Raw genomic sequence first — 14,555 nt, 5'->3', positions numbered from 1 at the left:
AGGCTTCCTGTCTCGTGCCCCTAAGAGAAGTTAAAAGAGAAGGGTGTAGCGTTAGGATTAGTGAATGCTGGTGGATCCGGGACAGTTGCGGCTTCTCGCGTTGATCGAGCGGCACGGCTCCCTGACGGCGGCGGCTCACGCACTCCAACTCACGCCCGCGGCGGTCACCCAGCAGGTGGCCAAGGCCGAGCGCGACTGGCAGGTGCCCCTGGTCATCCGTGGTCCTCGCGGAGCAACGCTCACTGCGGCCGGTGCGCTGCTCGCCTCCCACGGTCGAACTGTGGAGGAGGCATCGGACAGGGCCGAGGCGGAACTGGCCGCGCTGCTCGGCCACCTCTCGCTCCGTCTGCGGATCGGGACGTTCCAGGCGGCCGCCGTGCACCTGCTGCCACCGGCCCTGACGACTCTGCGACACCGCCATCCGGACGCCGACGTCTCCGTCATAGACGTGGTGTCCGGACGCGGAGCGGACGAGATCAGCGCGGGGCGCCTGGACGTGGCCATCGTCGCGTCCTGGGGCACGCCGCTCGCGCCGCCCACACACGTACGGGCCCACTCGCTCCTGTTGGACCCGATGGTCGTGGTTCTCCCCGATGACCATCCACTGGCCACCGGGCAGCCCGCGGACACCGAACTCCACCTGGAACAACTGCGCGACGAATCGTGGGTTTCGATCCTGGCCGGCCATGCCGCCCGCGAACAGTTCCACGACGCTGCCCGCGAGGCCGGCTTCACTCCCACCGTGCGGTTCGAGACCGAGTCCTACGACGTCGCCCAGGCCCTCGTCGGCACAGGTATCGCAGTGGCCCTGGTCTCGCGCCTGGCCCTAACCCATGCACCTGGCACCACCCATCGCGAACTGGCCCACCCCAGGCCCTACCGCCAGCTCTACGCCGTGACCAAAACCGACGCCAGCCTCACGCCACTCGCAGACATGCTCATCGACCTCCTACGTGATGTCGCCCGCGACATCACCGCCACCTGGGAGGCTCCCCTGCAAGAAAAACAACGCTCATCGAACTCACCGCACGGAGCCTGAAAAGCTCGGCCCGCCTGCGGTAGCCGTCCCAACCGGAATCGAGAGCGGGCTACCGGCAGGCGGTCCTCACGATTATTCCTTTATGACCCCGAGCCGAAGGCGCGCAAGAACCGGATGCATCTCGACCTGCGGGTGCCGGACCAGGACGCGGAGGTGGCCCGCTGACGTCCCTGGGGGCGCGGTGCGTGACGGACAGCCCCGTCGAGGAGGACGGCTGGGCCTGACACGTGCTCGCCGGCCCCGACGGCAACGAGTTCCGCCTACTGCGGCCACCGCCGACCAGGGGCGGGCCCTGACCCGCCGGTCGGCCGAACGGCGACGCGACGACCTGGGCCTCGGGCCGGTGGGGCCGACGCCGCTTCCGGACCCCCTCCGCGGTGCGCCGCCGTGGCGAGACCGCCTCCAGACCCGGCCGCGGTTCCGGTCTCCGGGCCCCGTCCTCCGGGACAGTCGACGGGGGTGGCACCCGGGGTGCCACCCCCGTCCGGGTCAACTGTCAGCTTGCCGTACAGGTAAGCGTCGGTGCGGCGTTCGTGCCGTTCCAGGAGCCGTTGAAGCCGAAGCTGGTCGAGGCGTTGGCGCTCAGCCTGCCGTTGTGACCGGCGTTCGCGGCGGTGACCGACGATCCGCTCGAGGTGATCGACGCGTTCCACGAACTGGTGATGGTCTGGCCGTTGGGCCAGCTCCAGCTCACCCGCCACCCGGAGATGGCGGCGTTCCCGGCCCGTACGGTGACCTGGGCGCCGAAGCCTCCGGACCACTCGCTCGTCTTCGCGTACGTCGCGGAGCAGCCACCGTTACCGGCGGGCGGAGTGGTGGGCGGCGGGGTGGTGGGCGGCGGGTTCGTCGGCGGCGGCGTGGTGGGCGGCGGGTTCGTCGGGTCGCCGCCACCGCCGAAGGTGACGTCACTGCACAGGTAGTACGGCTGGTCGAGGTGGCTCGCCTGCCAGATCGTGTAGATGACGTGCCGACCGGTGCGGTTGCCCGCGTTCACCTGGGCCTCGTACAGACCGGTGGTCGGGTAGCTGCCGGTACGTAGCACCAGGTCCAGGCTGCCCCAGGTGAGCGGCTGGCGGGTGGGGTCGAAGCCCTGCTTGGTGATGTAGATCAGCAGGTAGTCGGCGCCGTGTCGGGCGCCGTCGGTGAGGGTCAGGGTGAAGTTGTTCGGCATCGGCTTGGCGACCCAGGCGCCGACCGCGTCGAGCGAGGCGTACAGCCCGCCCTGGGTGCGACCGCCACTGCACAGTTGCCCGTCCGGGACAGCGGCCTGGTGGTTGCCGCCGACGTTCTCGCGGAACAGGCCGTTCCAGTTCCACATCGTGTTCGGGTTGGCCTGCCAGGCCTGGGCACACATCGGGTCGGTCTGCGCCATGTTGGGGTTGAGGTGGTCGTCACCCCAGCGTTCCCAGCACCCGTAGTTCCGGGACGGCGGGTTGGTGACGGAACCGTGCGCCGAGGCCGGGCCGGCGTGGTTGACGACGACCATCGTGAACCCGGTGACCAGGACGGCGACCGTACCGAGTATCAGACGGCGGGCCGTTCGTGCGACGTTCATCTACGCTCCAGCGTTTTGCCGGCGCGGGTCACTCGACGGGATGCCCGGCCCCGCGAGGAGACATACGCCGATCAACAAAAGGAATTCGGAAGCGCAGGCGGTACGGCGCTGCAGGGCGGTGAGGCACTGCAGGCGGTACGGCCGCGCCCCCTCCGATGGCTGGGGCTCCCGCGTCGAGGCTACCAAAGATATCCAGCAACGCGAATCCGTGCTCCGTCGGGCGATCCCGTGGGGGCCGGTCGCAGGTCTGTCCGGTGGTCGTCCGGGGCGGATCCCCGATGTTTCCGTTCCAGGTCATCGGCACCGACGTGGGCCTGCCGTACGGAGGCCGGAATTTCCGACTCGGGACCTTCGGCCCTGTCGGACCGGGCCGAAGGCGGGTAGGAACGAGGGGTGATTCGTGTGTTCCTGCTCGACGACCACGAGGTGGTCCGGCGCGGCCTGGCCGAGCTGCTGCAGAGCGACGGTGATATCGAGGTGGTCGGCGAGTCCGGCTCCGCCCAGGAGGCGACGCGGCGGATCCCGGCGCTGCGCCCGGACGTGGCGATCCTGGACGCCCGCCTGCCGGACGGCAACGGCATCGACGTGTGCCGGGACGTGCGGGCGGTCGATTCCACGATCAAGGGCCTGGTCCTGACCTCGTACGAGGACGACGAGGCGCTGTTCGCGGCGATCATGGCCGGGGCGGCCGGATACGTGCTCAAGCAGATCCGCGGTACCGACCTGGTCGACGCGGTCCGCCGGGTGGCGGCCGGTCAGTCGCTGTTGGATCCGGCGGTCACCGCCCGGGTGCTCGATCGGATCCGTAACGGTGTCGAGCAGCCCACCGAGTTCCAGTCGCTGACCGAACAGGAGCGCCGGATCCTGGAGTACGTCGCGGAGGGGCTCACCAACCGTGAGATCGCCGGGAAGATGTTCCTGGCCGAGAAGACCGTGAAGAACTACGTCTCCAGCCTGCTCGCCAAGCTCGGCCTGGAACGGCGTACCCAGGCGGCGGTGCTGGCCACCCGGCTGCTCGGCGAGCGGCACTGACCCGGCCGACCTCACCGTCCGCCCGGCACCGGTCCGTTGCGCAGCCGTCCGTTCCCCGGGACGGACGGCTGCGGACTCAGTCCCGCAGTGGCACCCGCCAGACGACCGTCGTCCCGGTCGGCTCACCCCGTCCCACGTCGAAGGTGCCGCCGTGGGTTTCGGCTCGTTCCCGCAGGTTGACCAGGCCGCCCCGGGCCCCCGCCGGATCGGTGCCCACCCCGTCGTCGGCCACCCGGACGGTCAGCTCGCCGTCGTGCGCCTCGACGAAGACCGTGACCCGGGTCGCCCGGGCGTGCCGGACCACGTTCGACAGTGCCTCGCCGAGCACCGCGAGCAGGTCGGGCCGCAACCGGTCGGGTACCGCGCTGTCCACCGGGCCGGACATCTCCAGCCCTGGCCGGAACCCGAGCGCCTCGGTGAAGCCGGCGACCAGGTCCCGGATCTCGGTCCGGAGCGCGGCGCTCATCGGGGTACGCAGCTCGAAGATCGCCCGCCGGATGTCCCGGATGGTGGAGTCGAGGTCGTCGACGGTGCCGCTGAGCCGCTGCCGTACGTCCGGCCGGCCGGCCAGTGGTGCCACCGTCTGGAGCTGCAGACCCATCGCGAACAGTCGCTGGATCACCACGTCGTGCAGGTCGCGGGCGATCCGCTCACGGTCCTCCAGGACCACCAGCAGTTCCCGTTCCTCCTGCGCCCGGGCCCGTTCCAGGGCCAGCGCCGCCTGTCCGGCGAACGTCGCCAGCAGGGTGTCCTCGGCGTCGGTACCGATCCGCTGTCCGGACGGGTAGGCGATGACGAGCACGCCGTGCAGGGTGTCGCCGGCGGTCAGTGGTGAGATCACCGCCGGACCGGTGCCGACCGGGGCGGGCCAGGGGGCGGCCTTGGCCAGGCTCTCCAGCACGGCCTGTCGACGTCGGGTCACCGGTTCGACGAGGTCGGTGTCGGCGGCGGCCAGCACCGTACCGGCCAGGTCGTCGGCGCCCCGGCCGTCCGCGACCTCGACCGTGAGCTGTCCGGTCGTGTCGTCGTAGAGCAGCACGAGGGCCAGTTCGGCCTCGGCGACCTCCCGGGCCCGGCGGGCGATCAGCCGCAGTGCGTCGGTGCGGCGTACCTCACCCAGCAGCACGCCGGTGATCTCGGCGGCGGCGGCCAGCCACCGTTCACGCCGGTGGGCGACGGCGAACAGGCGGGCGTTCTCGATGATCACTCCGGCGGCGGCGGCGAGGGCCACGACGATCTCCTCGTCGTCGTCGGTGAACTCCGCCGCACCCTGCTTCTCGGCCAGGTAGAGGTTGCCGAACACCTGGTCCCGGATGCGGATCGGCACGCCGAGGAAGCTGTGCATCGGCGGGTGGTTGGGCGGGAAGCCGTACGACTGCGGATGCCGGGTGATGTCGGGCATCCGTACCGGACGGGGGTCGGCGATCAGCAGGCCGAGCACTCCTCGCCCGTGCGGCAGGTCGCCGATCCGGCGCCGGGCCTCGGCGTCGACGCCGTGCGTGATGAAGTCGGTCAGCTGGCGGTCCGGTCCGATGATGCCGAGTGCGCCGTACCGGGCGCCGGCGAGCCGGCAGGCCGCGACCACGATCCGGTCCAGTGTGCTGTGCAGGTCCAGGTCGGTGCTGATGCCGACCACCGCGTCCAGGAGCGCACGCAGTCGTTCCCGGCTGGTGAGCACCTCGCCGACCCGGTCCAGCATCTCCTGGAGCAGCTCGTCGAGCCGGATCCGGGACAGCGGGGTGATGCCCAGGGACGGCGGCGCGAAATCCACCTCGGCCGGGGTCGGCGGGGTCGGCTCGGTCACCGGGCGATGGTATCGGCCGGAGGGCCCGCCCCGGCAGCCCCGTGTCCGCGTGCTCCGGGTTCCGTGACGAGTCCCTCGCTGACCGCGACGACCCCGTCGGCGCCGCGGTGCACGGTCCGTAGCACCAGTGAGTCGTCCAGGTACGCCCGCTCGGTCCGCCGGTCCGACCGGCTCACCGGGCCGAGCGACCAGTGCCCGCCGTCGGCGTCGAGCAGCCGGGCGAAGACCGACGGGGCGTCGAACCGGCCCGGACACCACCAGTCGATGGACCCGTCCCGGCTGACCAGCGCGGCGGAGCCGCAGTCGGAGAGGAGGCCGTAGTCGGCGATGTCGACCTCGGACATCCTCGACGAGTACCTGGATCGCTGCCGGGCAAACGTGGCGGACGTGGATTTTCGGCTGCTCGTACCGGCCATCCGGGGGCCTGCGGACCCACTCGACGCCGTCCGTCGCGGATGTGGGGGTGCCGTGATGCTCGCCGCTGACCTCCATGATCATTGGTGGGTGACGGCCGGAGTGGATAACTTCGAGCCTTCGGGGTGGGCGAGGGACGGGGGCTGGATGACGGACGGTAACGCTGAGTACCGCTACGACAACACGGCGGTGCTGTCGGTGACAGCGCTGGAGGCACCGGTGGTGGTGACCTCCGACCAGATCGACGACGAGTTGAGCGGAACCCTCGAACGGCTGCGGCTGCGCCGGGGCATGCTCCAGCGAATCGCCGGCATCCGGGAACGGCGTTGGTGGTCGGACGACGTCAGCTTCGTCGACGCGGCGGCGACCGCGGGGGCGAAGGCGCTGTCGGAGGCGGGCGTCGACCCGCGCGACGTCGGGCTGCTGATCAACACCTCGGTGTCCCGGGCGCATCTGGAACCGTCTACGGCGGTGGCCGTCCACCACGCGCTGGGTCTGCCGCAGACGGCGTTGAACTTCGACATCGCCAACGCCTGCCTCGGGTTCGTCAACGGCATGCAGGTCGCCGCCAACATGATCGACGCCGGGCAGATCCGGTACGCGCTGGTCGTGGCCGGGGAGAGCTCCCGGCAGGCACAGGAGGCGACCATCGAGCGGCTACGCCGTCCGGAGACGACCCGGCGGGACATCCGGGACCAGTTCGCCACGTTGACCCTCGGCTCAGGCGCGGCGGCCATGGTGCTGGCCGCCGCGGACGCCCACCCGGACGGCCACCGCCTGGTCGGCGGCGTGGGTCGGGCGGCCACCCAACACCACGAGCTGTGCGTCGGGGACAACACGAGGATGCGTACCGACGCGAAGGGCCTGCTCGACGCCGGTCTGGAGTTGGCGGAGGCGACCTGGGCGCACGTCGGCGCATGGGACTGGCAGGACATGGACCGGTACGTGATGCACCAGGTCTCGGTGGCCCACACCCGTGGTGTCGTCGACCGGCTCGGTCTCGACCCGGCCCGGGTGCCGGTGACGTTCCCGCTGCTCGGCAACGTCGGGCCGGCGTCGCTGCCGCTGACTCTGGCGCAGAGCGTCGACTCGCTCAGCGCGGGCGAGCGGGTGCTGTGCATGGGCGTCGGCTCCGGCCTCAACACCTGCGCCCTGGAGATCGTGTGGTGAGCGGCCCGGAGCAGTGGGGACCGGGCCCGCTGCCTGGTCTGGACCCGGCCTGGTCCCGGTCGGTCACCGCACCGGACAGCCAGGGCGTACGCCGTACCTGGCATGTCCTGGACAGCGCCGGCGCGGAGACCGGTGACCACGGTCGGTACGCGGGCACGTTGCTCTGTGTGCACGGCAATCCCACCTGGTCGTACCTGTGGCGACACCTGCTGGCCCGGTTCGGCCGACCCGGGGCGCCGCCCTGGCGGGTGGTCGCCGTCGACCACCTGGACATGGGGTTCTCCGAGCGCACCGGCACCGTACGCCCACTGGCGCAGCGGATCGCCGACCTCGGTACGGTCACCGACGCCCTGGGCCTGACCGGTCCGGTCGTGACCGTCGGGCACGACTGGGGCGGCGCCATCTCGCTCGGCTGGGCGCTGCGGCACCGCGACCAGCTCCGTGGCGTGGTGCTGACGAACACGGCGGTGCACCAGCCGAGCGGCTCCCCGGCCCCGGCGCTGATCCGGCTGGCCCGGTTGCCCGGAATCCTGCCGGCGGTGACGGTGGCGACTCCGACTTTCCTGCTGGCCACGCTCGGGTTGGCGAATCCGTGGCTGCCGGCGCCGGTCCGTGACGGCTACCTCGCCCCGCACCGATCGCCGGACCGTCGGGCGGCGATCGGCGGTTTCGTCGCGGACATCCCGCTCACCCCGGAGCACCCGAGCTGGTCCACCCTGGTGGCGGTCGCGGAGGGCCTGGACCGGTTGGCCGAGGTGCCGGCGCTGCTGCTGTGGGGGCCACGCGACCCGGTCTTCGGCGCCGCCCACCTGCGCGATCTGCGCGAACGGCTGCCGCACGCCCGGCTGCACCGGTTCGAGGGTGCGGGACACCTGCTCGCCGAGGATGCCGACGTCGCCGGCGCCGTCGAACAGTGGGTGACCGACCTGGGGCAGTCCGCGCCGTCGGCGGATCCCGGCCCGGTCACGCCGTGGGCGCCGGTGACGACCGTGGACCCGACGCCGGAGTCGGCACCGGAGCCGCCGTTGTGGCGTCCACTGTGGGCGTCGCTGGAGGAGCGCGCCGACGACCGTTCCACCGCACTGGTCGAGCTGGCCCGGGGCGGCCGGCGGGTGAGCTGGTCGCTGCTGTGGCGGCGGATCCGGGAGATCGCCGCCGGACTGTCCGCCTCCGGGGTACGCCCCGGCGACCGGGTGGCGTTGCTGGTGCCGCCCGGCGCCGACCTGACCGCCGCCGTCTACGCCTGTCTGCGCATCGGCGCGGTGATCGTGGTCGCCGACCCGGGGCTGGGACTGGCCGGCATGAACCGGGCCCTCCGGGGGGCCGCTCCCGCGCACCTCATCGCGATCGGCCCCGGACTCGCCGTCGCCCGGGTCCTGCGCTGGCCGGGACGCCGTCTCGGGGCCGGGCCCGGCGCCGCCGCCCTCGGCGCGTTGACCCTGGGCAGACTCGCCCGACTCGGCGCGAACGAGCGGGCAGTGTCGCTCGTGCCCGTATCCGCGCCGAAGCCGGACGACGACGCGGCGGTGCTCTTCACCTCCGGCTCCACCGGGCCGGCGAAGGGCGCCGTCTACACCCACCGTCAGCTCGCCGCGATGCGGGACGCGCTCGCCGGCCTCGGGCTGGCCGCCGAGGGCGGGATCGTGGCGGCGTTCGCGCCGTTCGCGCTCTTCGGACCGGCCCTCGGCGTTCCTTCGGCGATCCCGGACATGACCGTGACCGCACCCCGGACGTTGACCGCCGCGGCGCTCGCCGAGGCCGCGGCCACCGTCGACGCCTCCGCGGTGTTCGCCTCACCGGCCGCGCTGCGCAACGTGGTCGACACCGGCGACCTGCTGGATCCCCGGCACCGTGCCGCGCTGGCGGGGGTCCGGCTGCTGTTCAGCGCCGGTGCGCCGGTGCCCGCCCCGCTGCTCGCCCAGGCGCGGACGCTGATGCCCGCCGCCCAGCCGCACACCCCGTACGGGATGACCGAGGCACTGCCGGTCACCGACATCACCCTTGACGAGATCGTCGACGTCGGGCCGGGTGACGGGGTCTGCGTCGGGCGGCCGCTGCCCGGCGTGCGGGTGGCGGTCGCCCCGCTCGACGGCACCGGTGAGCCCGCCGCCGAGCCGGGCGCCGAACCCGGACGGACCGGCGAGATCATGGTCAGCGCCGCACACGTCAAGGACCGGTACGACAATCTCTGGCTCACCGAGCGGGCCAGCTCCCGGAACCCGGGCTGGCACCGCACCGGCGACGTCGGACACCTCGACCCGGACGGCCGGCTCTGGGTCCAGGGCCGGCTGGCGCACGTGATCGTCACCGCGGACGGCGTCCTCACCCCGGTGGGGATCGAGCAGCAGGTGGAGTCGTTGCCGCAGATCGCCCGGGCGGCGGCGGTCGGGGTGGGTCCACGCGGTGTGGCGCAGGTGGTGGTCGTCGCCGAGACCCGGCCCCCGGTACGTCGGCCGGGACTGGCGAGCCGCGAACTCGCCGACGCGGTACGCGCGGTGACCACGCCACCGGTCGCGGCGGTGCTCGTCGTGCCGTCGCTGCCCACCGACATCCGGCACAACTCCAAGATCGACCGCTCCCGGCTTAGTCGCTGGGCGGAACGGATACTCGCCGGTGGGAGGATCGGCGGATGGTGAGGGTCCTGGTCACCGGTGCCAGCGGCATGCTCGGCCGCGCCGTCGCGACCGCCCTGCTGCGCCGGGGCGACGAGGTCCGGGTCCTGCAACGCCGGTCCGCCGGGCTGGGCGGTGTTGACGAACGGCGTGGCGACATCACCGACCCGGCCGTCGTACGGGCGGCCGTCAGCGGGGTCGACGCGGTGGTCCACCTGGCCGCGAAGGTGTCGATGACCGGGGCCTGGGAGCTGTTCGAGCGGGCCAACATCGGCGGCACCGCGGTGCTGCTCGAGGCCGCCCGGGGGGCCGGCGTGGCGCGGTTCGTGCACGTCTCCTCCCCGTCGGTCGCCCACCACGGTGCCGGCCTGGTCGGGGTCGGTGCCGACCCGGCCGACCCGGACCGGGCCCGGGGCAACTACGCCCGCAGCAAGGCCTCGGCCGAACTGCTCGCGTTGGCTGCCGACTCGCCCGATCTCGCCGTCGTGGCGGTTCGCCCACATCTCGTCTGGGGACCGGGCGACACCCAGCTGGTCGCCCGGATCATCGAACGCGCCCGGTCCGGCCGGCTGGCCCTGGTCGGCCAGGGCACCGCCCTGATCGACACCACGTACGTCGACAACGCCGCCGACGCCCTGGTCGCCGCGCTCGACCGGGCCGCCGAGGACGGCGTGCACGGACAGGCCTTCGTGGTGTCGAACGGGGAGCCGCGGACGGTGGCCGAACTGGTCGACCGGATCTGCGCCGCCGCCGGGGCGCCGTCACCACGGCTGCGGGTGCCGGTCGCGGTGGCCCGGACCGGCGGTGTGGTCGTCGAGCGTCTCTGGTCGGCGTTGCGGCGCACCGACGAACCGCCGATGACCCGGTTCCTTGCCGAGCAGTTGTCCACCGCGCACTGGTTCGACCAGCGTCGGACCCGGGAGGCGCTGGGCTGGTCACCCCGGGTCAGTCTGCGCGAGGGTTTCGCCCGGTTGGCCGCCGCCGCTCAGCCGGGCGCCGGAGACCGGACCGAGCTACCGGGGCGCCATCCCTGACGGTCCGGCAACAGCCCGACCTCCGTCAACGTGTTCTGGCCGAGCCACCCCGTGTCGATGGGATAGGCGTCGACCTCGGTGGCGGCGTCGCGCAGCGGGGCGGCCCACCGGTGCTCCAGGAGGAGGGCCAGGGAGCTGGTGCCGCTGGCGGCCGTCCGAGGATCGGGTAGGGCGTCGCTGCGGAACAGGTAGCTGGGCCCGGTGTTCGAGGTCTGGCCCATGGTCCCGGCGGCTCCCGCTCTGGCCATCAGCCGGTCGAGGATGGCGCCGGGCTCGTGCGCGGGGTCGGGGAGCAGGTCCGGGACCCCCTCCGTCTCGATGGTGCCGTCCCGGTTCTTGTGCGCGGCGAGGGCGTCGAGGATGTGTACGGCGGGTTCGGCCCGCAACGTGTGCAACTTCTCCAGGAGGGGAGCGGGGATCTGTCGCCCGTCGAATCCAATGATCATCAATTGGACCGGCCCGATCATCTGCCACTTCCTTCCGCGAAGGTCTACCACCGTCAGGGACCGCCCACCCCTCGTCGATTTCGTCCGATTGCCCAGGCTCCAGCGCGTAAAACCCGGATCTACCGGCCATACCGGTCGAGAACGTGCTTTGGTGACGCGTCCGTACGGGTCGCCGGCACCGCGTGGACCGACGCGCGTGCCGACCGGGAGCGTCCACGGGCCCCCGCCCGGCACGCCTCACCTCCGCTCGTCGACTCCCCAGGCGGCGTCGACCAGGGCGGGGAGCACCTGTGCGGCGGACCCGCGCAGATTGACGGCGCAGACGGGATCGAGCGGAGTCGGCTCCGGGTTGACCTGGATCACCGTGGCGCCGCGGCGCGCCGCGATCCGGGGGATCTCGGCCGCCGGATGGATGACGCCGGAGGTGCCCACCGTCAGCAGCACGTCGCAGGCGGCGGCCGCCTCGACCGCCGCGGTCAACGCCGCCTCGGGCAGGGCCTCGCCGAACCACACCACGCCGGGACGGACGAGCGCTCCGCAGTGGACACACCGCGGTGGCGGCAGCAGGCGACCGTCACCCGGATCGGTGTCCTGGCCGTCCCCGGCCTCCGGCAGGGCCGCCGGATGCCCGGCCTCCGCCACACAGCGCGGCGCGAAGAGACTGCCGTGCAGGTGGACCGGAGCCCGGGAGCCGGCCCGTTCGTGCAGGTCGTCGACATTCTGGGTGATCACAACGCTGCCGGGGAGACGGGCTTCGATGGTGGCCACGGCCAGGTGGCCGGCATTCGGCCCGGCTCGACGGACCCGGGCCCGCCGCCACTCGTACCAGCCCCAGACCAGATCCGGATCGGCGTGGAACGCCTCCGGCGTGGCGAGCCGTTCGGCGTCGAAGCGGGCCCACAACCCGGTCAGATCGTCCCGGAATGTCGGCACACCGCTCTCGGCCGAGATTCCGGCACCGGTGAAGACGACGACCCGGCGGGCCCGGCCGAGGATGGCCGCGACCCCGGGCGGCAGCACGGTCTCCATCCGGGAGATCCTGCCAGTACGTCCGGACCGGCGCGCTCCCGGACGCGAGCATCGGCGGTGGACGGGCCGGGGCGTCGCGGCTACTGCCGCGTGCCGGATAACCGCGTGGGCTGGCCGCAGGGCGGACGGATCAGGAGTACTCGACACGCGTGAACAGCGCCAACCTCGCCGGATCGGAGTCGGGTTCCGGCACACCACCCGGCTGACGGCCGGCGCCCCTGAGCCGTCGGACGGGCCTGGCGGACACTCTGCTGTCGGTGGGGCGGGCTAGCCTGTGCCCATGTGCGAGTCGGGTTCCGGGGGTGGGTGCGGTGGCTGACGCCGAGGACGTGCGTCGTCTGGCGCTCGCCCTGCCCCACGTGGTCGAGATCGACAGCGCCGGCTTCGACTTCCGGGTCGCGGACAAGGGCTTCGTCTGGTCGTACCCGGAGCGCAGACCCGACGGGCCGCGGGTGATCCGGACCGACATCGCGGTGCTGTACGTCGGCGACGAGGCCGAGAAGCAGGCGCTGCTGCTCGGGGAGCCGGACCTCTTCTTCACCACACCGGCCTACGACGGCCTGCCGCTGGTGATGCTGCGGCTGACGCGGGTCGATGTCGCGCGGCTGCGGGAACTCGTCACCGACGCGTGGCACATGCGCGCACCGGCCACCCTCGTCGACAACCTCGGTGACGGCGCCGATCCGTTGATTCGCGAGCTGCGCGGAGCCGACCGGTAGGTCGATCCCGGCGTGTCGCCGGGTCGGCACGGGAGCGTGGCCGATCCGGGAAATCCTCTAAAGTTCCCTGCCATGACCGCCGTGGAGACGCCGCTCGCCGCGTCGACACCCACCCCTTCCACGCACACCGCTGCACCGCCCGTTCCGCCCTCCGCTCCGCCGGCGACCTCACCGCGTCCGCTGGGTCTCGTCGGCTGGCCGCGTGTGGTGCGTACGCTGATGATGCTGGCCGGCGCGGCGGTCGCGTTCGGCGTCGCCTACACGAACCCGGACCGTCAGCTGCCCCCGTACCACTCGAAGTGGCTGTTGTGGGCGACCGCCGCCGGGGTGCTCGGCGCGCTCAGCGGATCGACGATCGGCTCCGGGGTGGCGCGTTGGCACGACCTGCAGCGGATCCAGCCGGTGCCGGTATCCCGGGTCGTCCCGTCGCTGGCCGCCTTCCTCGTGCTGGTGGCCGGTGCCGTGGTCACCACGCAGGCGATCCTGGGCAGTGACTTCGGCTGGCGTTCGATGACGTTCGTGTCGCTCGTCGTACTCGGGGGGTTGCCGGCCGGGGCCACCATCGCGGGACTGCGGATCGTCTCGATGCGAGGGCTTACCGGCACCCCGGGTGAGCAGTTGGCCGCGTTGATGCGACTGCGGCGGATCCTGGTCCGCGTGTTGCAGATGATGGGCTCGCTGCTGCTGATGATGGTGCTGGTCGGGGCGACCGCGGTGGGCTGGGGCGGCTCGGAGCGGATTCCCCAGTCGACCGCGTTCGCGATCGGGGCGGCCGGCACGATCCTGATCGCGCTGATGCACGTACCCACCGCCACCCTGCTGCGTCGCCGCTGCCAGGTGTACGTGGACGAGTTCTCGGACCTCGCGCACGTGGCGAAGGCCGACCTGATCACCGCCGCCGAGGACCGGATCAAGTTGGAGGAGATCCTCGGGGTCAACCGCACCTCGGTCAGCGAGCTGCAGTCCGGTCTGGTCATCCTCGGCCCGCTGCTGGCCACCACGATCGCCGCCGTCATCCCCAAGTTCTGACCGGGTGTCGGCACGGTCAGGGACGGACGGTGACGTACCAGCCGTGGTGGTCGGTGTGCCGCATCGGATAGCGCCGGGCCGGCCCGAGGCCGACGTCGCCGTTGGTGATCAGATGCTGGACGTTGCCGTCCCCGAGGTGCCGGTGGTCGGCGGGGACGCAGTCCCGCACGCCCTGCGTGCCGTCGAGGCGCAGATTCAGGTCGCCCGCGACGAGCGCCGGGGCCGGGGAGCCGACCGCCGCCCGCATCGCGGGTATCTCCACCTCCAGCAGCTGCCGGCACTGCCGCAACGCCATCGAGGTGGCGGAGTACGTCAGGTGGGTGGTGCAGGCGTAGTAACTGTCGACTGCCGCCACGCCCGACGGGTCGAGGGGACGGCCGACCGAACCCCCGGTCGGCTCACCCAGTTCGGCGCAGGGACTCCGACCCGCCTCGGGGCAGAACGTCCGGACCGCCGGCAGCGTTTCCGCCGCGACGGCGGGTGGTCCGGTCGTGGGCGGTGGTGCGGGCCGGCCCTGCCCGCACGCGGCCAGCGACGCCCCGACGGGCAGCAGTGCTCCGACGAGCGGCAGCAGCGCCCCGACGAGGGGCCGGGACCGGACCGCCCGGACGGGCGCTGACGTGGGACGTCGCCGACGCCAGCGCCGAACGGCACTCCTCGCCGGCACCGTGT

12 protein-coding genes and 2 pseudogenes are annotated in these 14,555 nt (G+C 72.5%); 8 read left to right on the top strand and 6 right to left on the bottom strand.

Annotated features, from left to right (window positions below):
* The first annotated feature begins 64 nt into the window (after positions 1-64).
* Both ABGB05_RS18990 and ABGB05_RS18985 read left to right on the top strand, forming a co-directional pair.
* Positions 65-1,039 (top strand): LysR family transcriptional regulator, encoded by a 975-nt coding sequence (locus ABGB05_RS18990; protein WP_347654762.1) that lies wholly within the window; start codon positions 65-67, stop codon positions 1,037-1,039.
* Positions 1,040-1,141: 102 nt separating this feature from the next.
* Positions 1,142-1,204: pseudogene (locus ABGB05_RS18985) on the top strand (VOC family protein); the annotation flags it as partial.
* Positions 1,205-1,535: 331 nt separating this feature from the next.
* Here the strand turns inward: ABGB05_RS18985 and ABGB05_RS18980 are convergent.
* The gene (locus ABGB05_RS18980; RefSeq protein ID WP_347654761.1) at positions 1,536-2,594 is read right to left on the bottom strand and encodes a lytic polysaccharide monooxygenase; all 1,059 of its coding nucleotides are present in this window, start codon (positions 2,592-2,594) and stop codon (positions 1,536-1,538) included.
* 393 nt (positions 2,595-2,987) lie between these two features.
* On the opposite strand from ABGB05_RS18980, the gene ABGB05_RS18975 reads away from it, so the two are divergent.
* Complete coding sequence (locus tag ABGB05_RS18975) at positions 2,988-3,626, top strand: response regulator transcription factor (RefSeq protein WP_347654760.1); 639 nt, start codon at positions 2,988-2,990, stop codon at positions 3,624-3,626.
* Positions 3,627-3,702: 76 nt separating this feature from the next.
* Here the strand turns inward: ABGB05_RS18975 and ABGB05_RS18970 are convergent, their stop codons facing one another.
* Together ABGB05_RS18970 and ABGB05_RS18965 are read right to left on the bottom strand one after the other, a co-directional pair.
* Positions 3,703-5,325, bottom strand: a complete 1,623-nt coding sequence (locus ABGB05_RS18970; protein ID WP_347654804.1) for a GAF domain-containing sensor histidine kinase — start codon at positions 5,323-5,325, stop codon at positions 3,703-3,705.
* Between the two features lie 146 nt (positions 5,326-5,471).
* Positions 5,472-5,774: pseudogene (locus ABGB05_RS18965) on the bottom strand (trehalase-like domain-containing protein); the annotation flags it as partial.
* A gap of 217 nt (positions 5,775-5,991) precedes the next feature.
* Here ABGB05_RS18965 and ABGB05_RS18960 point away from each other — a divergent pair.
* From ABGB05_RS18960 to ABGB05_RS18950, 3 genes are read left to right on the top strand one after another with little or no spacing between them, the layout of a single operon-like run.
* Complete coding sequence (locus ABGB05_RS18960; protein WP_347654759.1) at positions 5,992-7,014, top strand: 3-oxoacyl-ACP synthase III; 1,023 nt, start codon at positions 5,992-5,994, stop codon at positions 7,012-7,014.
* Positions 7,011-9,650 carry an alpha/beta fold hydrolase gene (locus ABGB05_RS18955; protein ID WP_347654758.1) on the top strand — a complete coding sequence of 880 codons (2,640 nt, stop codon included), beginning with the start codon at positions 7,011-7,013 and terminating at the stop codon, positions 9,648-9,650. The genes ABGB05_RS18960 and ABGB05_RS18955 overlap by 4 nt, the downstream gene beginning before the upstream one ends.
* A complete protein-coding gene (locus ABGB05_RS18950) occupies positions 9,644-10,660 on the top strand; it encodes an NAD-dependent epimerase/dehydratase family protein (RefSeq protein WP_347654757.1) in 1,017 nt (338 codons plus the stop codon). Before ABGB05_RS18955 ends, ABGB05_RS18950 begins: the two co-directional genes overlap by 7 nt.
* Here ABGB05_RS18950 and ABGB05_RS18945 read toward each other — a convergent pair.
* Both ABGB05_RS18945 and ABGB05_RS18940 read right to left on the bottom strand, forming a co-directional pair.
* Positions 10,612-11,127: a hypothetical protein gene (locus ABGB05_RS18945; RefSeq protein WP_347654756.1), complete on the bottom strand. Its 516-nt coding sequence runs from the start codon at positions 11,125-11,127 to the stop codon at positions 10,612-10,614. The two genes, ABGB05_RS18950 and ABGB05_RS18945, sit on opposite strands and share 49 nt — an antisense overlap.
* 216 nt (positions 11,128-11,343) lie before the next feature.
* A complete protein-coding gene (locus ABGB05_RS18940) occupies positions 11,344-12,135 on the bottom strand; it encodes an NAD-dependent deacylase (RefSeq protein WP_347654755.1) in 792 nt (263 codons plus the stop codon).
* Positions 12,136-12,446: 311 nt separating this feature from the next.
* Between ABGB05_RS18940 and ABGB05_RS18935 the strand changes: the two genes are divergently transcribed.
* Together ABGB05_RS18935 and ABGB05_RS18930 are read left to right on the top strand one after the other, a co-directional pair.
* Positions 12,447-12,854 (top strand): hypothetical protein, encoded by a 408-nt coding sequence (locus tag ABGB05_RS18935; RefSeq protein ID WP_347654754.1) that lies wholly within the window; start codon positions 12,447-12,449, stop codon positions 12,852-12,854.
* 72 nt (positions 12,855-12,926) lie between these two features.
* On the top strand, positions 12,927-13,883 hold the full coding sequence (locus tag ABGB05_RS18930; protein ID WP_347654753.1) for a hypothetical protein: 957 nt from the start codon (positions 12,927-12,929) through the stop codon (positions 13,881-13,883).
* A gap of 16 nt (positions 13,884-13,899) precedes the next feature.
* Here the strand turns inward: ABGB05_RS18930 and ABGB05_RS18925 are convergent, their stop codons facing one another.
* A complete protein-coding gene (locus ABGB05_RS18925) occupies positions 13,900-14,550 on the bottom strand; it encodes a hypothetical protein (RefSeq protein ID WP_347654752.1) in 651 nt (216 codons plus the stop codon).
* Between the last annotated feature and the right edge of the window lie 5 nt (positions 14,551-14,555).

Origin of the sequence: Plantactinospora sp. B5E13, from assembly GCF_039871775.1 — a bacterium.
Taxonomy (GTDB): Bacteria; Actinomycetota; Actinomycetes; order Mycobacteriales; family Micromonosporaceae; genus Plantactinospora.
This window is presented reverse-complemented; position numbering and strand designations above follow the sequence as displayed.

Coding starts and splice junctions, on each gene's coding strand:
- ABGB05_RS18950 (WP_347654757.1), top strand. CDS start 9,644: ATGGTGAGGGTCCTGGTCACCGGTGCCAGCGGCATGCTCGGCCGCGCC.
- ABGB05_RS18990 (WP_347654762.1), top strand. CDS start 65: ATGCTGGTGGATCCGGGACAGTTGCGGCTTCTCGCGTTGATCGAGCGG.
- ABGB05_RS18970 (WP_347654804.1), bottom strand. CDS start 5,325: ATGCTGGACCGGGTCGGCGAGGTGCTCACCAGCCGGGAACGACTGCGT.
- ABGB05_RS18960 (WP_347654759.1), top strand. CDS start 5,992: ATGACGGACGGTAACGCTGAGTACCGCTACGACAACACGGCGGTGCTG.
- ABGB05_RS18980 (WP_347654761.1), bottom strand. CDS start 2,594: ATGAACGTCGCACGAACGGCCCGCCGTCTGATACTCGGTACGGTCGCC.
- ABGB05_RS18940 (WP_347654755.1), bottom strand. CDS start 12,135: ATGGAGACCGTGCTGCCGCCCGGGGTCGCGGCCATCCTCGGCCGGGCC.
- ABGB05_RS18930 (WP_347654753.1), top strand. CDS start 12,927: ATGACCGCCGTGGAGACGCCGCTCGCCGCGTCGACACCCACCCCTTCC.
- ABGB05_RS18945 (WP_347654756.1), bottom strand. CDS start 11,127: ATGATCGGGCCGGTCCAATTGATGATCATTGGATTCGACGGGCGACAG.